Annotated in this window: 20 protein-coding genes and 1 tRNA gene; 12 read left to right on the plus strand and 9 right to left on the minus strand. The window is 64.3% G+C overall.

Going from position 1 to position 22,852, the window contains the following annotated elements; genetic code table 11:
- Positions 1-8: 8 nt before the first annotated feature.
- From pheT to BP38_RS0108715, 3 genes are all read left to right on the plus strand, one after another.
- The gene (gene pheT / locus BP38_RS0108705) at positions 9-2,426 is read left to right on the plus strand and encodes a phenylalanine--tRNA ligase subunit beta (protein WP_026987411.1); all 2,418 of its coding nucleotides are present in this window, start codon (positions 9-11) and stop codon (positions 2,424-2,426) included.
- A 154-nt stretch (positions 2,427-2,580) separates the two neighbouring features.
- On the plus strand, positions 2,581-4,350 hold the full coding sequence (locus BP38_RS21715; protein ID WP_026987412.1) for a GAF domain-containing sensor histidine kinase: 1,770 nt from the start codon (positions 2,581-2,583) through the stop codon (positions 4,348-4,350).
- 100 nt (positions 4,351-4,450) lie between these two features.
- Positions 4,451-4,933 (plus strand): EF-hand domain-containing protein, encoded by a 483-nt coding sequence (locus BP38_RS0108715; protein WP_026987413.1) that lies wholly within the window; start codon positions 4,451-4,453, stop codon positions 4,931-4,933.
- 308 nt (positions 4,934-5,241) lie between these two features.
- Here BP38_RS0108715 and BP38_RS0108720 read toward each other — a convergent pair whose 3' ends face one another.
- From BP38_RS0108720 to BP38_RS0108730, 3 genes are all read right to left on the minus strand, one after another.
- Entirely contained in the window at positions 5,242-5,988 is a 747-nt protein-coding gene (locus tag BP38_RS0108720; RefSeq protein ID WP_026987414.1) for a class I SAM-dependent methyltransferase, read from the minus strand.
- A gap of 306 nt (positions 5,989-6,294) precedes the next feature.
- Positions 6,295-10,875 (minus strand): glutamate synthase large subunit, encoded by a 4,581-nt coding sequence (gltB, locus tag BP38_RS0108725; protein ID WP_081816553.1) that lies wholly within the window; start codon positions 10,873-10,875, stop codon positions 6,295-6,297.
- Between the two features lie 22 nt (positions 10,876-10,897).
- Entirely contained in the window at positions 10,898-12,346 is a 1,449-nt protein-coding gene (locus BP38_RS0108730; RefSeq protein ID WP_026987416.1) for an NAD(P)-dependent oxidoreductase, read from the minus strand.
- 414 nt (positions 12,347-12,760) lie between these two features.
- On the opposite strand from BP38_RS0108730, the gene infA reads away from it, so the two are divergent.
- The 9 genes from infA to BP38_RS0108775 all read left to right on the plus strand — a co-directional run bounded on the left by infA (position 12,761) and on the right by BP38_RS0108775 (position 18,401).
- Positions 12,761-12,979, plus strand: a complete 219-nt coding sequence (gene infA, locus BP38_RS0108735) for a translation initiation factor IF-1 (RefSeq protein ID WP_022729997.1) — start codon at positions 12,761-12,763, stop codon at positions 12,977-12,979.
- 11 nt (positions 12,980-12,990) lie between these two features.
- Complete coding sequence (locus tag BP38_RS0108740; protein ID WP_245602365.1) at positions 12,991-13,569, plus strand: Maf family protein; 579 nt, start codon at positions 12,991-12,993, stop codon at positions 13,567-13,569.
- Entirely contained in the window at positions 13,566-14,720 is a 1,155-nt protein-coding gene (locus tag BP38_RS21720) for a ribonuclease E/G (RefSeq protein WP_051609142.1), read from the plus strand. Before BP38_RS0108740 ends, BP38_RS21720 begins: the two co-directional genes overlap by 4 nt.
- Positions 14,721-14,726: 6 nt before the next feature.
- Complete coding sequence (gene yacG / locus BP38_RS19810; protein WP_081816555.1) at positions 14,727-15,014, plus strand: DNA gyrase inhibitor YacG; 288 nt, start codon at positions 14,727-14,729, stop codon at positions 15,012-15,014.
- A gap of 168 nt (positions 15,015-15,182) precedes the next feature.
- Positions 15,183-15,258: transfer RNA gene (locus BP38_RS0108755), tRNA-Phe, on the plus strand.
- A gap of 225 nt (positions 15,259-15,483) precedes the next feature.
- Positions 15,484-15,762: an SH3 domain-containing protein gene (locus tag BP38_RS0108760; protein WP_026987418.1), complete on the plus strand. Its 279-nt coding sequence runs from the start codon at positions 15,484-15,486 to the stop codon at positions 15,760-15,762.
- Positions 15,763-15,832: 70 nt separating this feature from the next.
- Positions 15,833-17,122, plus strand: a complete 1,290-nt coding sequence (locus BP38_RS0108765; RefSeq protein WP_026987419.1) for a hypothetical protein — start codon at positions 15,833-15,835, stop codon at positions 17,120-17,122.
- Between the two features lie 136 nt (positions 17,123-17,258).
- A complete protein-coding gene (locus tag BP38_RS0108770; RefSeq protein WP_155992311.1) occupies positions 17,259-17,537 on the plus strand; it encodes a hypothetical protein in 279 nt (92 codons plus the stop codon).
- Between the two features lie 234 nt (positions 17,538-17,771).
- Positions 17,772-18,401: a hypothetical protein gene (locus tag BP38_RS0108775; protein WP_026987421.1), complete on the plus strand. Its 630-nt coding sequence runs from the start codon at positions 17,772-17,774 to the stop codon at positions 18,399-18,401.
- Between the two features lie 136 nt (positions 18,402-18,537).
- On the opposite strand, the gene BP38_RS21725 is transcribed toward BP38_RS0108775, so the two are convergent.
- From BP38_RS21725 to BP38_RS0108805, 6 genes are all read right to left on the minus strand, one after another.
- Positions 18,538-18,939: a type II toxin-antitoxin system death-on-curing family toxin gene (locus BP38_RS21725; RefSeq protein ID WP_051609143.1), complete on the minus strand. Its 402-nt coding sequence runs from the start codon at positions 18,937-18,939 to the stop codon at positions 18,538-18,540.
- Positions 18,940-18,985: 46 nt separating this feature from the next.
- Positions 18,986-19,213 carry an AbrB/MazE/SpoVT family DNA-binding domain-containing protein gene (locus BP38_RS0108785; protein ID WP_026987422.1) on the minus strand — a complete coding sequence of 76 codons (228 nt, stop codon included), beginning with the start codon at positions 19,211-19,213 and terminating at the stop codon, positions 18,986-18,988.
- Between the two features lie 112 nt (positions 19,214-19,325).
- Positions 19,326-20,156: a phosphodiesterase gene (locus tag BP38_RS0108790; protein ID WP_026987423.1), complete on the minus strand. Its 831-nt coding sequence runs from the start codon at positions 20,154-20,156 to the stop codon at positions 19,326-19,328.
- Positions 20,150-21,193, minus strand: a complete 1,044-nt coding sequence (locus BP38_RS0108795; RefSeq protein WP_026987424.1) for an ABC transporter ATP-binding protein — start codon at positions 21,191-21,193, stop codon at positions 20,150-20,152. Before BP38_RS0108795 ends, BP38_RS0108790 begins: the two co-directional genes overlap by 7 nt.
- Before the next feature lie 19 nt (positions 21,194-21,212).
- The gene (locus tag BP38_RS0108800; protein WP_026987425.1) at positions 21,213-21,989 is read right to left on the minus strand and encodes an ABC transporter permease; all 777 of its coding nucleotides are present in this window, start codon (positions 21,987-21,989) and stop codon (positions 21,213-21,215) included.
- An 11-nt stretch (positions 21,990-22,000) separates the two neighbouring features.
- A complete protein-coding gene (locus BP38_RS0108805) occupies positions 22,001-22,849 on the minus strand; it encodes an ABC transporter permease (protein WP_155992313.1) in 849 nt (282 codons plus the stop codon).
- Positions 22,850-22,852: the final 3 nt, after the last annotated feature.

Consider the following 22,852-nt stretch of genomic DNA (forward strand, 5'->3'; position numbering starts at 1 on the left):
CAAGAGCGATGAAATTCACCTTCAACTGGCTGAAGGATCACCTGGAGACCACGGCCGGCCTGGACGAGATCGTCGAGCGCCTGTCCATGCTGGGCCTGGAGGTCGAGGGCGTTGAGGACCGTGGCAAGCAGTTGGCGCCCTTCGCCGTGGCCCATGTCATCGAGGCCGCGCCGCATCCCGATGCCGACCGCCTGAAGGTCTGCCGGGTGGCCACGGCCGAGGGTGAGGCGCAGGTGGTCTGCGGCGCGCCCAATGCCCACACGGGCATGTATGGCGTCTTCGCCGCGCCCGGCAGCTATATTCCCGGCACCGACCTGAACCTGAAAGCCGGCGTGATTCGCGGCGTCGAGTCCCGAGGGATGCTGGTTTCGGAGCGCGAACTGGGCATCTCCGACGAACACGAAGGCATCATCGAGCTCAATCCCGAGGATTTCGGCGGCAAGCTGGAGGTGGGGCAGGCTTTCGCGCCACTGGCCGGCCTGGACGATGCGGTGATAGAGATCGGCATCACGCCCAACCGCGGCGACTGCCTGGGCGTGCGCGGCATCGCACGCGATCTGGCGGCCGCCGGGCTGGGCAGCTTGAAGCCGCTGAAGGCCGATCCGCTCAAGGGAAGCTTCGAAAGCCCGCGCACCTGGAAGCGTGACCTGCCGGCCGACGACCAGGGCGCCTGTCCCTATGTGGCTGGCCGCAGTTTCCGCGGCGTGACGAACGGGCCCTCGCCCAAGTGGCTGCAGGACCGCCTGCGCGCCATCGGACTGCGCCCCATTTCGGCGCTGGTGGACATCACCAACTATGTCACCTTCGACCTGGGCCGGCCGTTGCACGTCTTCGATGCGGCCAAGCTGGCGGGCAACCCCACCATGCGCATGGCACGGGACGGCGAAAGCCTGGAGGCCCTGGACGAGAACAGCTACGAGCTGGACGGCGAGACCCTGGTGATCGCCGACGACAAGGGCCCGCAGGCCATTGGCGGCATCATGGGTGGCGAGGAGACCGGCTGCAGCCTGGAGACCACGGAGGTCTTCCTCGAAGTCGCGCTGTTCGACCCCATTCGCATCGCCTTCGCCGGACGGCGTCTGGGCATCCATTCCGATGCGCGCTATCGCTTCGAACGCGGCGTTGATCCCGAGAGCGCCCGCTGGGGGGTCGAGGTGGCCACGGCCATGATCCTGGATCTCTGCGGCGGCGAGGCAAGTGAAGCGGTAGCCGCCGGGACCCTGCCCGAGGAGCGTCCTGTGGTGGAGCTGCGCGCCAGCCGGGTGGCAAGCCTGGGCGGGGTGGAGATTCCGGCTGCCGAACAGCAGGCTCTGCTGGAGAAGCTGGGTTTCGAGGTCCAGCTCAAGGGCGAGGTCCTGTCCTGTAGTGTGCCGAGCTGGCGCCCGGATATCGAGGGCGAGGCCTGCCTGGTGGAAGAGGTGCTGCGCCTGCATGGCTATGAGGCGCTGCCGCTGACCCCGCCGAAGCGGGACGAGAGCCTGCCCCGCGAGGTGCTGACGGTGAAGCAGAAGCGCTTCTCGGCCGTGCGCCAGGCACTGGCCTGGCGCGGCCTCGACGAGGCCGTCACCTTCTCGTTCATCGCCGAGCGGCAGGCCCGCCTGTTTGGCTGGGAGGCCGAATCCCTGCGCGTGGACAATCCCATATCCAGCGACCTGGACGTGATGCGCCCCTCGATCCTGCCGACCTTGCTGGACGCGGCTTCGCGCAATGCGGCGCGCGGCTATCACGACGGTGCCTTCTTCGAGATCGGGCCGCAGTATGCCGGCACTGCGCCTTCGGACCAGACCGACCTAGCCGCAGCCCTGCGCAGCGGACGGGCGGTCTCGCGGCACTGGCTGGCCGAAGGCCGTGCCGTGGATGCCTTCGATGCCAAGGCCGACGCGCTGAAGGCGCTGGAGGCCGCCGGGGCTCCGGTGGACAGCCTTCAGGTCACGGCCGATGCACCGGCCTGGTACCATCCCGGCCGCTCGGGACAGCTGCGCCTGGGGCCCAAGGTGCTGGCCAGCTTCGGGGAGTTGCACCCGCGCGTGCTGAAGTCCTTCGACCTGAAGGGCACGGCGGTGGCCTGCGAGGTCTATGTGGAGAGCATTCCCGAGCCCAAGGCCAAGGCGGGCAAGGCACGGCCGGCCCTGGAGCTTTCGGCCTACCAGCCCGTGGAGCGGGACTTCGCCTTCCTGATGGACGCGGATGTGCCGGCGGAAAAGGCGATCCGGGCGGCCAGGGGGGCCGACAAGAAGCTGGTGACCGGCGTCGAGGTCTTCGACGTCTACAGCGGCAAGGGTGTGCCCGAGGGCCAGAAGTCACTGGCGCTCTGCGTCACGCTGCAGCCCCGGGACAAGACCCTGACCGACGAGGAACTGGAAGCCGTCAGCGCGAAGATCATCGCCCAGGTGGAGAAGGCAACAGGCGGCAGCCTGCGCGGGTAGCAACCTGTCGGCAAAAGCTGGGCGCCAAGTATTCCTGCCCTGATTCAGGATATCTTAACAAGATTTTGTTTTTCTTGTGCAAGGACTGCCATAAAATGCGCAGACATAACCTGCAAGTCTTGCAGGTCTCCGGTAAATTGTACAGGCAGGGTAAATGCAGGCACCGGAAAGACCCGTCGAGGAAAGGGAACGTCAGGAAACCCTGGAGCGTTATGGAATTCTCGATGCGGAGCCGATTGCCGAACTGGATGTCCTGACCCGCCTGGTTGCCCGCCATTTCTCGGTCCACTACTGCATGCTGAGCCTGGTCGACCGGGACCGCCAATTCTTCAAGTCTCGCCATGGCCTGGAGGCCCAGGAGATTCCTCGCGAACTGGGGCTTTGCGGGCATGCCATCCTGCAGGACGGGATCCTGACCGTACCCGACACGAAGCAGGATCCCCGTTTCTTTGACAATCCGCTTGTGTGCGGCGAGCCCCATGTGCGTTTCTACGCCGGGGCGCCCCTGGAGGTTTCCGAAGGCTTTCGCCTGGGCACGCTTTGCATCGCCGACACGCAGCCGCGCCAGGAATTCGAAGACCAGGACAAGCGCGCGTTGGAGGATTTCTCGATCCTGGCCATGGATATCCTGGAGCGCGAACGCCTCCAGCGCCAGCATCTCCTGCAGAACCAGGCCCTGGTGGGTCTGGTGTCCTCGCGGGCTCTGGCCGACGGCGATGTGGACTCCGTGGCCGAGGAGGTCTGCGAACTGTTGACCGAGATCCTGATGGTCAAGCGCGCGTCTGTCTGGATGTTCGGCGAAAACCAGATGGAGGCTGCCTGTCTGCGTGACCTGCGGGAGGGGCATGGCGCGTCCGAGGATGTTGCGCTCAGTTTCGAGGAGCTGCAGGAGTACCTGCCAGCCGTGAGCCAGCGCCGCGGCATCATCGCGCCGGATGTCCAGCAGGATCCTGTCCTGCTATCGCAATTGAACGACTACATCCATCGCCACGAAATTGGTGCCCTGGTCGACTCGCCCATTCGTGTTGCGGGCGAGGTTGTGGGCGTGGTCTCGGCCGAGCATGTGGGAGGACGCCGCAACTGGGCCGAAGAGGAAACGGCCTTCGTGGCCTCGCTGGCCGATACCATATCCCTGGCGCTGGAGGCATGCGAGCGGTCACGTGCCTATGCCCAAAGCCTGCTGGACCGCGACCAGGCCGAGGCGGCCAACCGGGCCAAGGAGAATTTCCTCGCCTCCATGAGCCACGAGCTGCGTACGCCGCTGAACGGCATCATCGGCTTCAGCGAGGTCATGGAGCAGGAACTATTCGGTAAACTGGGCAACGAGAAGTATCGCAGCTATGTCCGGGACATCCGGCAGAGCGGCCAGCACCTGCAGCGCATCATCGGCGACATCCTGGAAATCGTGAATCTGCAGCGCAACGAGGTGGCGCTGGAGGATTCCGAGGTCGATCCTCATGAACTGCTGGAGGACTGCCTGAGCCTGCTGCAGCAGGACACGTTCCGCCAGGATCTGGAAGTGGTGCGCGGCTACGAGTGGCAGGACGTGCGCCTGAAAGCGGATGCCAGGCGCCTGCGCCAGGTTTTCCTGAATATCCTGTCCAATGCCTTTAAGTACAGTTATCGCAATGGCCGCCTGAACCTGCGCAGTTGGCAGCAGGGGTCTTGCCTGCATATTGCCGTCGAGGACCAGGGCGTCGGCATCCCGGCCGAGGATCTGGCGCGCATCCGCGAACCCTTCGAGCGGGTGCGTTCGGCCATGGCCTCCGACGGCGGCGGGTTGGGCCTGGGGTTGTCCACGGCCATCGAGTACATGCGCGCCCACAATGGCGAAGTGAAGATTGAAAGCGAACCGCACCGCGGAACACGCGTGACCTTGTGCTTTCCCGAGACGCGGATCCTGAAGTCCGTGCAGTCCGCCTGAGCGAAAAAAAGACCTTGTAGCTGCGGCAAGGACTTTCCAAGTCTGTAGCTGTTATACGTGAGCAAAACGGTCAACCACAGTCAAAAGAGGGACCGATTTCATGAAGAAAACAGCTGCAATACTTGCCGCTGGTCTGGCCGGAATGATGGCGGCCTCGGCCGTTGCTTCCGACGGAGCAGATGACTACGAGCGTCGGGCGGCGCACCAGGAACGCATGCAGGCCTGGATGGACGGCATCGATGTGAACGACGACGGCTATATCGATGCCGACGAGGCCGCCATGGCCCGTGAGTCCATGTTCAAGCGGCACGACGACAACAACGACGGCCGCGTTACACGCGATGAGATGGGTTCCTTCATTGAACGATTCCATCGCGATCGCCCCAACCGTGCCAACAGCCAGCAGATGAGCAAGCAGGCGTTCGAGCACATGGACCGAAACAACGATGGTGTCATCAACGCCCAGGAATATGACCTGGCCGGTCAGCAGCGTTTCGAACGCATGGCCGGGGAAGATGACCGCATCAATATTTCCGAGGTCATGGACCGTATTGGCGAGCGCCGCGGCCGGGGCCGCGACTGAGACCAGTCTCATCGCCTGAAAAAGCGAATGCTGGGAGGGTCCGCCCCTTCCGGCATTTGTTGTTTTCGAGGGGTGGCAGGGGCGCCAGGCGGTACCGCCGGCAATTCTTCCAGGCCCCACTCCCGGTGCCAAGGTGCTTCGAGGCATTGACTGACGTCAATGCGCCTCAGCATGAGGTTCAATTTAACTAACTGAAATTACGATGAAATTCCCCACCCAAAGAGGCCTTGCGGTTAGGCAGGGCCTCGAAGAGCCTGTCGAAGGGATGAAGCCACACGGCCAGGCGGGGCCGCTGGCGCCCTTGGGCCCTACAACTGCCCGACGCGCAGGCTGAGGGGCCAGGTGATGCGGCGGATGACCTGGGGGTTGCCCCAGGCCTGCTCCAGGTCCGAGAGGAAGCTGTGGAAGGGCGCGGGGCCCTGGTCCTGTTCAAGGCGTTTCACGGCGGACCAGGTGCCGAGATAGCCGGCATAGGCCTGGAAACTCCAGGTGGCTTCCATGCGGAAGTCCGGGGCCGCAATCTCGGGGAAGGGAAAATCCAGATTGGCGTAGCCGTCCTCTACATGGCTCCGCTCCGGCGGCCAGTAGGCGGCGGCCGGCCCGTCGTAGAAGCGCCGGACCACGGCATCGATTTCAGGTGAAACGCGGGCCAGGCCATAGCTGATGAGGGCCAGCACGCCGGCGGGCCTGAGGACGCGGCGGACTTCCTGGTAGAAGGTTGGCAGGTCGAACCAGTGCGCCGCCTGGGCCACGGTGACCAGGTCGGCACTGCCGTCGGGCAGGCCACAGTTCTCGGCGGGTGCCACGTGATACGCGACGGCCGGATGGGGCTCGGCCTGCGCGATCTGTTCCGCGCTGGCATCGGTGGCGATGACATGATCGAAGACATCCCCCAGAAGACACGCGAACTGTCCCGTGCCGCAGCCGCAGTCCAACGCCAGCTCGCGATTGGGGGCAAGCTTGCCCAGCCAGGCGGCCAGCGCCGGCGGATAGCCCGGGCGGTAGCTGGCATAGGCCGTGGCATGGCCCGAGAAGTGATCCTTGAAGGTCGTCATGGGCCTGGATCATAGCTTGTCGTTCGGGGGTAGAAAACCCGGCGTTGGGGCTTTCCGATTTGCCTGTTCCAGGCCGGTCCGTACGTGCCGGGATGCTTCGAGGCATTGACTGGCGTCAATGCGCCTCAGCTGAGGGAGGGGTTTGTTCGACCGTGCCGCCGAGCCGTACGCCGTAGCGTCAGAAAAAACGCCCGGGCCGAGACGGCGCCGGGCGTGCGAGGTGCCGCGGGGCTGCCCGCAAGGGGCGAGCTGGCCGCGGCTTTGGGTGTTCGAATGGCGGAGCCGTTGGGCTCAGGGCCACTTGGATCAGGCGGTGGTCTTTTCGTCGCCCTCCTGGGTGATGGGATGTTCCAGGCGGCCCAGCATCTCCTTGGGCACCACCTGCCAGAAGTGGCCGCGCTCCAGCTCCCAGTCGTTGAGCAGGCGCTCCGAGAAACGGCTCTGGGTCTCGGCGTAATGCTCGGCCACCAGTTCGTGCAGCAGATTTTCGTAGTGCTCGGTTTCCACCCGCTGCCAGACCACGCTGTCGGGATTGACGCGTCGGGGCAGCACCTCCTGGGGGTCGTAGACGAAGGCCATGCCGCCGGTCATGCCGGCGGCGAAGTTGAAGCCGACGCTGCCCAGGATGACGGCGGTGCCGCCGGTCATGTACTCGCAGCCATTGGAGCCGCAGCCCTCGATCACCGCCACGGCGCCGGAGTTGCGCACGCAGAAGCGCTCGCCCGCCTGGCCGGCGGCCAGAAGCTTGCCGCCCGTGGCGCCATAGAGCACCGTGTTGCCGATGATGGTGTTCTCCTCGGTGTTCAGCAGACTCTTGGTCATGGGCCGCACGACGATGGTGCCGCCGGACAGGCCCTTGCCCACGTAGTCGTTGGCGTCGCCGAAGACCTCCAGCTTCAGGCCCTGGACCGCCCAGGCGCCCAGCGACTGGCCGGCCGAGCCGCGCAGGCGCACGGTCATGTGCCCCGGCGCCAGGCCGGTCATGCCGAACTTGCGGGTGATCATGGCCGACAGCCGCGTGCCGATGGCGCGGTGGGTGTTCCGGATGGTGTACTGCAGCTGCATCTTCTCGCGGTCGCGGAACAGCGGCTCGGCGTCCTGGATGATCTGGGCATCCAGGGTGTCCGGCACCTCGTTGCGGCCCTCGACCACGCAGTAGGTGGGCAGGCCGCCGGCATCGGCGCGCGCCAGCAGCGGGTTCAGGTCCAGGTCGTCCAGATGCGACGCGCCGCGGCTGACCTGGTGCAGCAGGTCGGTGCGCCCGATCACCTCGTTCAGGCTCTTCACGCCAAGCTGGGAGAGGATCTCGCGCACCTCCTCGGCGATGAAGGAGAAGAGGTTGACCACCTTCTCCGGCGTGCCGACGAACTTGTCGCGCAGCATTTCGTCCTGGGTGCAGACGCCCACCGGGCAGGTGTTGGAGTGGCACTGGCGCACCATGATGCAGCCCATGGCCACCAGCGAGGCCGTGCCCACGCCGTATTCCTCGGCGCCCAGCATGGCGGCGATCACCACGTCGCGCCCGGTCTTGATGCCGCCGTCGGTGCGCAGGCGGATGGTATGGCGCAGGCGGTTGACCGTCAGCACCTGGTTGACCTCGGACAGGCCCATTTCCCAAGGCACGCCGGCATACTTGATCGAGGTCTGCGGACTGGCGCCAGTGCCGCCGTTGTGCCCGGCGATCAGGATCACGTCGGCCTTGGCCTTGGCGACGCCGGCAGCGATGGTGCCGATGCCCGAGCGGGCCACCAGCTTGACGCAGACCCGGGCGTCGGGATTGATCTGCTTCAGGTCATAGATCAGCTGCGCCAGGTCCTCGATGGAATAGATATCGTGGTGCGGCGGCGGGCTGATCAGCATGACGCCCGGCGTCGAGTGGCGGAATTTGGCGATCATCTCGGTGACCTTGAAGCCGGGCAGCTGCCCGCCTTCGCCGGGCTTGGCGCCCTGGGCCACCTTGATCTCGATCTCGCGGCACTGGTTCAGGTACTCCGCCGTCACGCCGAAGCGCCCCGAGGCGATCTGCTTGATGGCCGAGTTCTCGTTGTCGCCGTTGGGATGCGGCGTGAAGCGCGCCGGATCCTCGCCGCCCTCGCCGCTGTCGGACTTGGCGCCGATGCGGTTCATGGCGATGTTCAGCGTGCCGTGCGCCTCGGGCGACAGCGCGCCCAGCGACATACCCGGCGTGACGAAGCGCTTGCGGATGGCGGTGATGGACTCGACGTCGTCGATGTCCACCGGGGTGACGCCGCCGGTCTTGAAGCCCAGCAGGTCGCGCAGCGTGGTGGGCGGCATCTTGCCGATCCCTTCGCTGAACCTCTTGTAGGTGGAATAGGAATCGCTGGCCACGGCCGCCTGTAGCGTATGGATCAGGTTGGCCTCCCAGGCGTGGCTCTCGCCGCCGCGGCGATAGCGGTAGAAGCCGCCGATGGGCAGGGCCGCGATCTCCTCGTCCCAGGCGCGGCGGTGGTTTTCCAGCACCTTCTGCTGGATGCCCGACAGGCCGATGCCGCTGATGCGGCTGGGCATGTCGGGGAAGAACTCGTCGACCAGGGTGCGGCTGAGGCCCACGGCCTCGAAGTTGTAGCCGCCGCGATAGGACGAGATGACCGAAATGCCCATCTTGGACATGATCTTCAGCAGGCCTTCGTCCACCGCCTGGATATAGCGCTCCACCGCCTGCTGCAGGGTCAGGTCGCCGAACAGGCCGCGTTCGTGGCGCGCGGCGATGGCTTCCTGCGCCAGGTAGGCGTTGATGCTGGTGGCGCCCACGCCGATCAGGACGGCGAAGTAGTGCACGTCCAGGCACTCACCCGAACGCACGTTCAGGCTGGTGAAGGTGCGCAGCTTCTGCCGTGCCAGATGGGTGTGCACCGCCGCCGTGGCCAGGATCATGGGCATGGCGGCGCGGGTCGGGCCCACGGCCTCGTCGGTCAGGATGACGTGGGTGGCGCCGCCGCGCACGGCGTCCTCGGCCTGGTGCTGGATGCGGCTGATGGCCTCGCGCAGGGCGTGTTCGCCGGCCTTCACATCGAAGGTGCAGTCGATCTCGGCCGCCGTCTTGCCCATGTAGTCGCGCATGGCCAGGAACTCGGCGGTGGAGAGCACCGGCGAGTGCAGCTGCAGCAGCCGGCACTGGCTTTCGTCCTCGTCCAGGATGTTGCCCAGGTTGCCCAGCCGGGTCTTCAGCGTCATGACCCGCTTTTCGCGCAAGGAGTCGATGGGCGGGTTGGTCACCTGGCTGAAGTTCTGGCGGAAGAAGTTGTGCAGCCCGCGATAGCGGTCGGACAGCACGGCCAGCGGCGCGTCGTCGCCCATGGAGCCCACGGCTTCCTTGGCGGTTTCGACCATGGGGTGGAGGATCAGTTCCATGTCCTCCATGTTCAGGCCGAACTCGAGTTGGCGGCGGCGCAGCTGCTCCTTGTCATAGTCGCGCGGCTCGCCCCGGTCGGGGCGGATGATGTCGTCGATCACGCGGATCGACTTCACCCAGTCGGCGAAGGGCTGGCTGGCGGCCAGGCGGTCCTTCATCTCGCCGTCGTGGTAGAGGCGGCCCTCCTGCAGGTCCACGGCCAGCATCTCGCCGGGGCCCAGGCGACCCTTCTCGACGATGTTGGCCTCGTCCAGGCGCACCATGCCGGTTTCCGAGCCGGCGAACAGCAGGCCCTCGTTGGTGATGGTGTAGCGCATGGGGCGCAGGCCGTTGCGGTCCATGCCGGCGACCAGCCAGCGGCCGCCGTAGCCGCAGATGGCGGCCGGGCCGTCCCAGGGTTCCATCACGGCGTTGACGTAGCTGTAGAGCGCCTTCCATGAGTCCGGCATGTCGCTGTCGGGATTCCAGGCCTCGGGAATGGTCATCAGCTTGGCCATGGGCAGGTCGCGGCCCGAGCGGACCAGCAGCTCAATGACCGCGTCCAGGGCGGCGGAGTCCGAGGAGCCCGGCTGGATGATCGGCTTCACGTCGTCGATGGCCGCGCCCAGGACGTCGCTGGACAGGCGGCATTCGTGCGCCTTCATCCAGTTGGTGTTGCCCTTGACGGTGTTGATCTCGCCGTTGTGGGCCAGCACGCGGAAGGGCTGTGCCAGGCGCCAGGTGGGGAAGGTATTGGTGGAATAGCGCTGGTGGAAGATGGCGAAGTTCGACACGAAGCGCTCGTCCAGCAGGTCGGGGTAGAAGCTGGAAAGCTGCTCGGCCAGGAACATGCCCTTGTAGATGATCGAGCGCCCCGACAGCGAGCAGATATAGAAGTCCTTGATGGATTCCTGCTCGGCGGCGCGTTCGATGCGGCGGCGGATGGCATAGAGGTCGATCTCGAAGCGCGCCAGGGACACGTCCTTGGTGTTGGCGATCATGATCTGCTCGATCTCGGGCCGGGTTGCATTGGCCTTCTCGCCGATCACCTCGGTGTTCACCGGCACCTGGCGCCAGCCATGAATGGTGTAGCCGTACTGCAGGATCTCGCGTTCGACCAGCACGCGGCAGCGCTCCTGCGCGCCGTGGTCGGTGCGCGGCAGGAAGACCATGCCGACCCCGATGTGGGCTTCGCCGGCGTCGTGGCCGGTGCGGGCCACGTGCTCGTGGAAGAAACCCTGGGGAATCTGCACGTGAATGCCGCAGCCGTCGCCGGTCTTGCCGTCGGCGTCCACGGCACCGCGGTGCCAGACGGCCTTCAGCGCCTCGATGCCGGCCACGACCACGTCGCGACTGGGGGTGCCGTCCAGCGAGGCCACCAGGCCGACGCCGCAGGAATCATGCTCGTCGGCCGGGTCGTAAAGGCCCTCGCGTTCCAGGCGGCGCAGTTCGCTTGCCTGCAGGCCGACCTGCTTCAGGCTTTCGGCTTCGGCAAGCTGTGCGTTGCGGGCCGCTTTCTTGATCCACTCGGTCATTGTCTCGATTCCTTTCGCGGCTTTATTCGGCGGCCATGACGGCCGGCCCCTCGGCCTTGGCCTTCAGGTGGCGGTCGATGGATTCGGCGGCGTCGCGGCCGTCGCGGATGGCCCAGACCACCAGCGAGGCGCCGCGCATGATGTCGCCAGCGGCGAAGACGCCGTCCAGGTTCGACATCATCGTCCGATGATCGACACGCACGGTGCCCCAGTTGGTGGTCTCCAGTTCCGGCGCGTTGAACAGCACCGGCAGGTCTTCGGGATCGAAGCCCAGCGCCTTGATGACCATGTCGGCCTTCAGCGTGAAGTTGGAGCCCTCCACCGGCTGCGGGGTCTGGCGCCCGGTGGCGTCGGCCACGCCCAGGTGCATGCGCACGGCGCGCACCTCCTCGACGGTGTTGTCCCGGCCGTCGAAGGCCTCCGGCGCGGCCAGCCAGACGAACTCCACGCCCTCTTCCTCGGCATTGGCCACTTCGCGCTGCGAGCCCGGCATGTTCTTGCGGTCGCGGCGATAGAGGCACTTCACGGAGGTGGCGCCCTGGCGCACGGCGGTGCGCACGCAGTCCATGGCGGTGTCGCCGCCGCCGATCACCACCACGTCGCGGCCTTCGGCGTTCAGGGTGCCGTTGTCGAAATCAGGCACGGAATCGCCCAGGCCCTTGCGGTTCGAGGCGATCAGGTAGTCGAGCGCCGGGAAGACGTTCTGCAGGCCCGCGCCGGGCAGCTTCACGTCGCGCGCCTTATAGACGCCGGTGGCCAGCAGGACGGCGTCGTGCTTCGCGCGCAGCTCGGCCAGGCTGGCGTCGCGGCCCACCTCGAAGTTCAGCTTGAAGACCACGCCGGCATCGGCGATCAGGCGGCTGCGCCGTTCGACGACCTCCTTCTCCAGCTTGAAGTTGGGGATGCCATAGATCATCAGGCCGCCGGCCCGGTCGTGGCGGTCGTAGATGGTGACCTGGTAGCCCTTGCGGCGCAGCTGCTCGGCGGCGGCCATGCCGCCCGGCCCGGCACCGACGATGCCGATGGACTGGTCGCGCTCGTGGGTCGGCTTCACCGGCTGGACCCAGCCTTCCTCCCAGGCGGTGTCGGTGATGTACTTCTCGACCTGGCCGATGGTGACCGTGCCGTGCCCGGCCTGCTCGATGACGCAGTTGCCCTCGCACAGGCGGTCCTGGGGACAGATGCGCCCGCAGATCTCCGGGAAGTTGTTGGTGGCCTGGCTGACCTCATAGGCCTCTTCCAGGCGGCCTTCCGCCGTCAGCATCAGCCAGTCGGGGATGTTGTTGTGCACCGGGCAGTGCACCTGGCAGAAGGGCACGCCACACTGCGAACACCGCCCGGCCTGGTCGGCGGCGGAATCCGGGTCGAATTCCTCGTAGATCTCTTCGAAATCCTCTCGCCGTTCCGGCGCACTGCGCTTGGGGGGCGTGCGCTGTTCGAGGTTGACGAATTTCAGCATGCGGTTCGGCATCGTTCCTGACTTTCCTGGCTTTTTCTGGGAGCCCGTTGCGGCGGGCCGCCGGTCGTCTTTAGCGGCGGTTATACGGCATTTCATCCGCTTTGACGAGCAAAAATCATTATATAGGTCAGTAATAGATAACTAAATGACAGCTGGCCTGAGCCGGAAGTGCAACTTTTGTCAGGCCGCAAATAAACCATCGAGAATGATAGTACCGAAACGAGACTAAATATGTCGCTGGCAGGAAAAAAGGCGGCGCTGCTCTTGCGTTCACGGGGGCGAATGCCCTATATGCGAGTGCGCCGTGCGGCGAGATTGTGAATTCCAATCAAAGACTGTATGATCCGCGCGCTTTCCGACAGGCCCATGCTTGGGGAGAGCCACAACGGCGCTTTTGCCAGAAAGAACAACGACAGAAACGTAGGTATGTCCAAAGAAGACCTGATGGAATTTCAGGGCACGGTTGCCGAACTGCTGCCCAACGCCATGTTCCGCGTGAAGCTGGACAACGGCCACGAAGTCCTGGCCCACACGGCCGGAAAGATGCGCAAGCACCGCATCCGCGTGTTGGCCGGAGACCGCGTCAACGTGGAAATGACGCCCTACGACCTGACCAAGGGCCGTATCACCTTCCGCTACAAGTAAGGGGGCCGGCCGTGGCCGCTGCCCGCTTCATCCTCGCCTCGGCTTCGCCGCGCAGGCGCGATCTGTTGCGTCAGATCGGGCTGCCGCCGGACGCGATCGACCCGGCCGACCTGGATGAGACGCCGCTGAAGGGCGAGCTGCCGCCGGCCTATGCCAAGCGCATTGCGCGCGACAAGGCCGAGGCCGTGGCCGCGCGGCAGCAGGACGCCTATGTCCTGGCCGCCGATACGGTGGTGGCCCTGGGCCGGCGCATCCTGCCCAAGCCGGCGGACATGGCGACGGCGCGCAGCTGCCTGGAGAAGCTCTCCGGCCGGCGCCACCGCGTGCTGGGCGGCATCACCCTGATCCGTCCCGACGGCACATGCTCCCAACGCCTGGTGACCACGGCGGTGCGCTTCAAGCGCCTGGATGAGATCGAGATCCAGGCCTATCTGGAGTCCGGCGAATGGGACGGCAAGGCCGGCGGCTATGCCATCCAGGGCTTCGCCGCCGCCTTCATCCCCTGGATCAACGGGTCCTACGACAATGTCGTAGGCCTGGCCGTGGACCAGGTCTGGAACCTCCTGAGGGGCGCGGGATACCGGCCGTGAGCGGGCGCCTGCTGATCTCGGCCTGGCCGGGGGAAACCCGGATCGCCCGCCTGGACGCCTACGACGAGCTGACCTTCCTGCGCATCCTGCGCGACGAACGCCCACCCGCCCTGGACGACATCTATCTTGCGCGCGTGACGCGCCTGGACAAGGGGCTGAACGCTGCCTTTGTCGACCTGGGCCGGGAGCAGCCCGGCTTTCTGCCCCTGGGCAAGGCCGTGACGCGCCCGGACGAAGGCACGGCTCTCACCCTGCGCGTGACCCGTGCGCCGGCCGAGGACAAGGGCGCCAAGCTGGCGCCGGCCCAGGTGGAGGTGCCGGCCGGCGTGAAGCCACCCGCCTGCCTGCAGCGCGGCGAGGACCTGACCGCCCTGGTGCGTGGCCTGGCACAGGCCGACGACGAGATCATCTGTGACGACAGCGCGACCTGCAACGCCCTGAAGGCGGCGGGGGTCGAGGGGACGCACCACCGCGGGCCGGCCCCGCTGTTCGAGCCAACGCTGGAGGCCGAGATCGATGCCCTCCTGCAGCCGCAGGTGACCCTGTCCGGGGGCGGCGACCTGTTGGTCGAACCGGTGCGCACCCTGACCGCCATCGACGTGAACAGCGGTCGCCGGGACGGCCGCGGCGGGGCCGCGCGCAAGGCGCTGGAGGTCAACCTGGCCGCGGCGGAGGAGATCGCGCGGCAACTGCGCCTGCGCGACCTGTCGGGGCGCATCGTGGTGGACTTCCTGGAGATGGCCGGCAAGCGCGAGCGCGAACAGCTGATGGAGGCCCTGCGCGCCGCCGTGGCGGGGGACTCCGAACCGGTGCAGGTCCAGCCGCTGAAGGGCAGCGGCCTGGCCGAGCTGACCCGGCGGCGCAGCCGGCAGCCCCTGCATGAAGTGCTCTGCGCGCCCGTGGGCCCGGGCGGCTGTGGCTGGCGCAAGTCGGCGACAACCCGGGCCTTCGAGCTGGTCCGCGCCCTCGATGCCCGTCCGCCCCAGGTCGCCCTGAAGGCGACAGTGACGCAGCCGGTCGGCCAGGCCCTGGAGGGACCGGCCGCCGCCGCCCTGGCGCGGCTGGCCGAACGGCGCGGACGACAGCCGGATATTGCAATCCGCGCGGCGGACGCGCTAGACCGGTATGGCTATAGCCTGGAAGAGGGATAGGCGGTCATGAGTGGCGGCGACGACAGCGAAAGCGGCAAGGACAACAGCGGTGCCGAGGCCGAGGAGGCCAAGGTGATCTCCCTGCAGGCGCGCAAGCGCCAGGGGCGGAGCTGTCCCATCTGTGGCAAGCCGGAGGTGCAGGACCATCGCCCCTTCTGTTCGGCCCACTGCAAGAACGTGGACCTGAACCGCTGGCTGGGCGAGCGCTATCGCGTGCCCACGGACGAGGCCCCCGACAGCCTGCCCGGCGGAGGCGGCGGGGACGAGGACGACCCGGGCCCCCAGTCTGCCTGATCCCGCAACCGGCCTGATCTCCCGGCAGGCGCCGCTGCGCCTTCTCCACAGGAAAGCGGATAAAAATCGGCCCGGCACTCTGGACAGAACCCCTCACTTCTCCTATAAGCCCGAACTGCCCGCTGCATTCGGGACGCGCCAACCGCCCGACCAGACCCGCAGCCCGGCGCCCAGGTAGCTCAGTTGGTAGAGCATGCGACTGAAAATCGCAGTGTCGGTGGTTCGATTCCGCCCCTGGGCACCACCTGCTTCACAGAAAATCAACTTGAAATAGAGGCTCTTCCCCATGAACGGGGGGGTGGGCATTCATCTTTAGCGCGCCGCATAAATTTGGTCACTGCGTCACAAAAATTTTGCGGCTACAGGACGGTAACCTGAGGAGTCTATGGGACCCTTTATAAAGGTCATCTTCCATTCCCTTAATGTAGGTTTTAAGGTTTCTTTTATCTGACCTGTAAAGGGGGCCTCCATGCGCATACTGATTGCCATTCTCGTCATCTTACTCGCTGTTCCGGTCTTGGCCGCGCCTGGCGATATCCACTATGTGAAGTCGCTTCAGGCCGAAGTGCGGGAAGGACCCAGCGATGTCTCTGAGGTCAAGTTCGTGATTGCCATTGGCCGCAAGCTTGTGGAGTTCCAGCGGGAGGGAGATTATATCCAGGCTGGCATTGATAAGACCGGCGGTCGTGAAGGCTGGATCAGACTTAACCAGGTTGGACCCACAGATCCGGACGGCCTGACGTATTGACCCGACGCCGTCATTCCGGCTGTGATATATTAAATCGATGCCAATATTTGCGAAGCGGCGGCAGTGCGCAATGCTCACGGAACTTTCGCAGTACATTACTCCTGCGAAGTTCAACGACTATCTGGGACGCCTTGATAACAAAGATCCGAAAGACGCACTTTCTATCGAAAGCGAGTTGGCTGTCCTGTGGGCGATTTCTCGTGTGGCGCATATTTTGCCGGAACCGGTGCTTACAAATGGAAGAACGCCGGATGCGCGATCGGACGATTTGTTTGCCTCAGGTCCGTCCGTTGTCGAAGTACGCGCGCTTTCTGACGATAGTTTCTCAGGTAAGGAAGCCATGGACCGGACGGCCAATATCATTGCTTCCTACGCAGACCGGTTCCAAAAAAGGGCGGGCGATCATCTCTACTTCGAGTTCCTGGATCGAAAATACTGGACAACGCGCTTTCATCGTGAGCGCTGCGTCGATCCGGAATTTGAGTTAAGTGATGGAATCAAAGGTGTGCTCCGACAATGGATAACGGCATCGGACTGGCCCAACCCTGAACGGATCAGGATCGCGGAAGGTAAAACGGATGTTGTTATCAGCTGGAAGGAATCCACGATTCGGCAGTTCCGAACCTTTTGCCGCATGCCGCCTGTCGCCTACCATCTTGAGAAGAATCCCGTCTACAATGCACTCTGGAAAAAAAACAAGCTCAAGCAGCTAAAAGGAACACCTCCCGGTACGCGGCGTTGTGTCGTGCTCGTGGATGCTGGCTGCTACCTGCTTAGCACGGGGCTTCGTCCTAGGGGCACCGTATTTGAAATCAGTGGCGAAGCAATCATTCACCACGCGCTTGCCAAGCTGAAGATAGATACGGTCATCGTTCTGTCTCCCTACAGGCACAGGGAGCCTGTATTTAGTGCACATTCCGAAATGTTCTGGAAGGTGAGTTGCTTTGATAATCGAACAAGCATCCCCGATGGTGAATATGACCGAATTTGGGAGATGGCTGACCAGCTTCCGAAGCCCCAATTTGAAGGGGACCAGGCAAGGGATAGGCATGGCAGCTTCGTCGCGGACAAGCGACGTTGGTACTTACCAACGTGTAGACGGCAGTCAGCGGGAGGAAAAATGACAATCAAGCTTTCAGCTAGGCTTCTGCATGAGTATCTCGCGGGTCGAATTGATGGCGATCAGTTTCGCGAAAAGGCCTTCAACAATGAGAAGAATTATTTCGACTCCGAATTTGCTCGAGGTCATGAGATCATAGAAGCTCACTTCGAATCCGGTGGCGTTGATGCGGACGACGACTATGTAGTCTTCGATCTCGATATCAATTGGAACAAACTGGCAAAAAAACACCCTAAGTAAGGTATATCCGTCTATCGCGTGTCGGTCTGATAATCTGCAAGCCACAGAGGTCCCAGACGCAGTTGCGCGTATTCACAATGTCAAAGAGCCGGTCGTCCTGACCAAATAGATTGCATTCTTGCTATCGGTGCTAGTCGTGATACTATCGCAGGTTATAGAACGCTTTCGCCCTGCCAAGTACACGCTTACGCTGGCGCAGATCCTGCGGCTTCGCTTCGGGTGGACCGAGGAAAAGGTTGTGCGCACTTGCGTTCAGCTGGTTGAAAAGCATCCCTGCTGGACGGTTCACCCTCGGCCCTTCCATGGCGGTGAGACCAAGCGCGTCTGGATCCCCGAAGTCCTCATGGAGTATGCTCGTATTCTGATGGCGAAAGCCGTTCCCCTGGGGGCTGCGGCGGCGTTTGAAGCCCTATGATGATTTCTACCGGCATCTGGTGCAGCTAGGACGTGAAGGCCGGCGTCCTGTTCTTCGACAAGCGCCCGGCTGTTCGATGACAGCCTGGAGGACACGGAGAACCTGCCGGCCCCGACCTGCTGGCCGCCGAGATCGTCGAGAACCTGGAATCGGCCCTGGAACAGTTCCGCAGCGTCAGCCAGGAACTTGCGGCAGAGACGGAATAGGGAGCGGTGTGTCGATCAAGGAGGGTAAATGAAAAAACCAAAGACCATGAAGGCGCTGGAGGAGCTTGGGCGAGTCCGGCTGTCAAAGAGCTTCTATATGCGCGACTTCCTCTATTCCGAGATCGCCGCTTTCCATGGCATCCCCAATATCCCTGATGATCCTGATCTCGCCATCGCTGCGGGCGAGCGGCTGTGCGAAGAACTTCTCGAACCTCTACACGCGACCTTCGGCCGGGTCGCCATTCGCTCGGCTTATCGCTCCTGCGAAGTCAACGAGTATGGAAACAGGAACGGCCTGAATTGCGGGAGCAATGAGGCCAATTACGTCCATCACATCTGGGACCGGACTGACGGAGATAACTGTATGGGGGCGACCGCCTGTGTCGTGGTCCCGTGGTTCGCTGATCGCTTCGAAGCCGGTGCCGATTGGCGTGCGCTTGCATGGTGGGTCCATGACCACTTGCCTTACTCGACGCTCTATTTCTTTCCGAAACTGGCCGCCTTCAACATACAGTGGCACGAGCGACCGTTGCGCCGGATTGACAGCTACGTGACGCCGAAGGGCTGTCTGACCAAGCCGGGGATGGAGAACCATTCCGTCAGTCATGCGGATTGGTATGAAGGCTTTCCTGAACTGAGTCCGGTAGCGGTTTCTTGAACCATGAAGGTGCGCCGCGGGCACGTGCGGATTCTCAAGGCGTTCGGCTGCTCATAAACATCTTGCCTATAATATCTTCAAGCGCGTGCGTGAACGCAATTACGTGGAATGACGTGCCACTGCCAAGGGGATAGAGCTATTCCACCAGCGGGCGGCTGTAGCGTTCGATGAAGCTGGCAAGATCCGCCACGGTCGTCTCGTGCCGGATGACGGACATGCCGGCTTCGTAGGCGTCTTCTTCCGGGGCGTCGAGATAGATGCCGTTCATCACCAGGAAGGTCATGGCGGCCAGCCAGGCCAGGCGCTTGTTGCCGTCCAGCAGAGCATGACGTGTCACGATCCCCTCGAAGACCAGAGCCGAGAGCAGGGCTGCAGTGGCCTGGGGATCGTAATCGGCGTAGGTTCGCGCACGCTCGAAGCCTGCGCTGAGGTCGTCGGGAGAGGTGACCACCAGTTTCTCGTCATGGTCCTCCATGAAACGGGCAAGCCGGTCGACCACCGCCTGGGGATGCGGCCAGACGTAACTGTTGACGCTCATGCCCTGTTGCCCGGTTGCGCTGGTATCTGGCGAAGCTGTCTGCGTGTCATTGTCCGAAAAGGCGCAGGGTGCGGGCATAGCGTGAGGCCATGCGGTCCGCGGCCCGCCAGGTCTCGTCGTAGTGGCTGTCTTCAACCTGGGCCGTGAACTGTCCTTCGGATACGGAGACGCGTAGGGTCGAGCCCACGTCAGCCTTCAATTCCTGAAGAATATCCTGGGAGAGCGGCAGGAAAGCACTGTTTCCGATTTTCTTGATGGTCTTGCGTGTATCCATGGTGCGCCACTCTCAATCTTAAGCATTACGTATATACTAAAGTTTATACGGAAATTCAAGGTCTCGAATACTGCTGACGTGATTTCTTGAAAATAGCCCAAGCCGACAGTCTCTAAAGAATATTCCCGTCCTCAGCGAAGAAGGGGTGGGGACCGTCGAAGGCGCCGATGGGACTGAGGTGAGAGACAAGGGGTTCCCCTGGCGGCGCATGGAACAGCCGCAACAAGGGCGGCTCCATGGTGAAGCTGGCTGGGCCGTTCGGGTCGAGGTCGAGGGTCACCGCGTGCGCCGGGCTCGGGGCGATGCTGATGCCGATTCCGTTCAGGACCGTCTCGCTGGCGCGGTGCACGTGGCCGCAGGCGACGTGGGCCACCTGGGGATGGCGGGCCAGCACCGCCAGGAAGGCCTCTGCGTCCTGCAGGTTTTGCACATCCATGTGCCGGATGCCGGTCTTGAAGGGCGGATGATGCTGAAAGATCAGGGTCGGCCTGTCCGGTGCCTGGGCCAGCGTGCTTTCGAGCCAGTCGAGACGTGCCGGGCAGAAGCGGCCGTAGGGCTGGCCGGGTACGCTGGAGTCCAGGACCACGGCCCGCAGATGGCCCAGATCGACGGCGTAGTGGATGAAGCCGTCATCACGCTGGCCATTATCCTTGAGGTAGTCGTGGCCGGGAAAGGCGGCGCGAATGCCGGCGCGGCGGTCGTGATTGCCCGCGGCGAGATACACCGGTGCCGTCAGATCGGCGAGTATGTCCGCCAGCAGGGCATATTCCGCATCCAGGCCGCGATCGGCGAGATCCCCGGTGACGAACACCGCGGCCACGGCCGGCCGCAGCGCATTGAGATGCTGTATGGCACGGCGCAGGAATGCAGCAGTGTCCACCTTGCCATAGGCGGTCTCGCCCGCTGGCTTGATATGCGTGTCGGTAAGCTGGGCGATCAGCATGGATTGCTCTCCCCGCCCGTAGCAGGCAGTGGGATGAGGCGATCGGGCTTGAGGCGGACAGCGACCTCCTCACCGACCTGGATGGTGCCGCGATGGCCGGTGTCTACGATGATGGGCTGCAGCCCATCGCTTTCCAGCACAAGGCGGGTGCGGTCGCCCAGGAACAGCGACGAGGCAACGCGCCCCCGCAGGTGTGCGCCTTCGCCGCTGACGATCTCGGCGTCCTCCGGACGGAACAGCACGGCATCGCCCGCGTTCCCCTCCCAGGCCGCGAGCGCGGATGCCGGGACACGGTTCATCGTGCCGATGAAGTCGGCGACGAAATCCGTCGCCGGCGTATGGTAGATGTCGCGCGGCGCGCCGACCTGCTCGATCCGCCCTGCGCTCATGACGGCGACCCGGTCTCCGAGCGCCATGGCCTCGGCCTGGTCGTGGGTGACGTAGACGGCGGTGATGCCGAGGTCCCTCAGCAAGCTGTCGAGTTCCACCCGCAGGCGGTCGCGCAGCAGCGCGTCGAGCGCGGTCAGCGGTTCGTCGAGCAGAAGGATGCGCGGGCGGACCGCGATGGCCCGTGCCAGCGCCACCCGTTGGCGCTGGCCGCCGCTGAGCTGGTCGATGCGGCGTGCGCCCAGCTCGGTGATCTGCATCATCCCGAGTGTCTCCTCGACGCGGCGGGAGCGCTCGTCCCGGGGGACGCGGCGCACCTTGAGCCCATAGGCGACATTCTGGCGGACCGACATGTTCGGGAAGAGTGCATAGGACTGGAACACCATGCCGACCTGGCGCCTTTCGATCGGTCTTGCCGTGACGTCCTCGCCGTTGAAAAGGACGCGGCCGCCCCTGTCCGGGGCCTCCAGCCCGGCGATGATGCGCAGCAAGGTGGTCTTGCCGCAGCCGGAAGGCCCCAACAGCACCACGGTCTCGCCGCCGGCAATCGTGAAATCGATCGGCTGCAGCGCCCGGGTGCCGTCGGCGAAGGTTTTGCCGCAGGCGGTCAGTGTGATGGCTGTTTTCTCGGTCGGCATCGGCTCACTCATTTCCGCAAAGGGGTTCCTGTCACCGCTTCCGCGACATCATCTGCATGGCGATCAGCAACGGTACGATCATGATGAAGAAAATCAGGGTGTAGGCGCTGGCCACCTCGAGGCGCATGGAGGCGTAGGAGTCGGCCAGGCCCACCGGCAGGGTCTTGGTGACCGGCGTGTGCAGCATCCAGGTCAGATTGAACTCGCCGATGGAGAGGGTGAAGGTCATCAACGCGCCGGCCAGGATGCCCGGTTTGACGTTCGGCAGAACCACATTGCAGAAGCGCTGGCGGAAGGTCGCGCCCAGGCTGGCGGCGCCTTCCTCCAATTCGCGGAAGTTCACGCTGTGCAGCACCGCCAGCACCGAACGCACCATGAAGGGCAGCGTGTAGAGCACATGGCCCACCAGGATGAAGGACCAGTTCGTGCGGAAGTCGGGGACTCCGCCATAGGTGACGATCAGGGCAAGCGCGATGGCCAGGCCGGGAATGGCCACCGGCAGTACGATCAGTTCCTCGAGCACCCGCGCCAGCCGCCCGCCCGTGCGGGCCAGCACATAGGCCGCCGGCACGCCGATCACGAGGTTGACGGCCAGGCAGGTCGCGGCGATCCAGAGGGACAGAAAGATCGTTTCCGAATAGAGCGACCAGACCTCGCCGATCCACCGCAGGGTGAGCCCGCTGGAGAGTCCCTGGAAATAGTTCACGGTCAGCCCGGCCATGACCGAGAGGATCACCGGCAGGATGAGGAAGGTGCAGACCAGCAGAGTGAAAGCCAGCTGGCTGTAGAACAGAAACCCGCGTCGCATCACCGTCCTCCTCAACCCGACGCCGCGACGGTGGAGCCCGAGAAGCTGCGCGCCAGGGCCAGAGCCGCCCAGGTCACCAGCCCGAGGATCACCGATAGGCTGGCCGCGCCGGCGATATTCGCGCTGAGCGTGAATTCCGTGTAGATGGTCATCGGCAGCACATCGATGTTGGTCGCTAACGTGAAGGCGGTGCCGAAGGCGCCCATCGAGGTGGCGAAACAGATGGCTCCGGAGGCGATCAGACCCGGCTTGAGCGCCGGCAGGATGATATCGGCAACGATGCGCCAGGGGGCGGCCCCCAGCGACCTGGCCGCTTCCTCGAGTCTGGGGTCCAGCTTCTCGGCCGCCGCCATGACCGTGAGTATGACCCGCGGTATGGAGAAATAGAGGTAGCCGACGAAGAGGCCGGCCATCGAATAGGCGAAGACCAGCTTGTTGCCGGTCAGGAATTGGGCCACCTGACCGACCAGTCCTTGACGGCCGGCCAGCAGGATCACCAGGAAGCCGATCACCACGCCCGGGAAGGCCAGCGGAAAGGTCAACAGGGAGACCAGCGCCGCCCGGCCCGGAAAGCGATGGCGCACCAGGAACACCCCCGCCACGGTCGAAATGGCGAGCGCGGTGAGCGTCACGCCCAGCGACAGCAGAACGGTGGCGATCATGCTCTCCAGGTGCCGCGGTGTGGTCAGCATCGAGAGGTAGGCCGCCGCGCCCTCTTCGCCCGAGGCGCCGATCAGCACCAGCCGGACCATGGGCAGCAGGAAGAACGCCAGGAAGACGATTCCGGCCGGCAAGGCCAGAAGCCCAAGAATGAGAGCGGGATGGTGCGACACCCCCTTGCGGTCCTGCAAAAGCGGCATGGA

It is taken from the genome of Fodinicurvata fenggangensis DSM 21160 (assembly GCF_000686045.1).
Lineage (GTDB): Bacteria > Pseudomonadota > Alphaproteobacteria > Kiloniellales > DSM-21159 > Fodinicurvata > Fodinicurvata fenggangensis.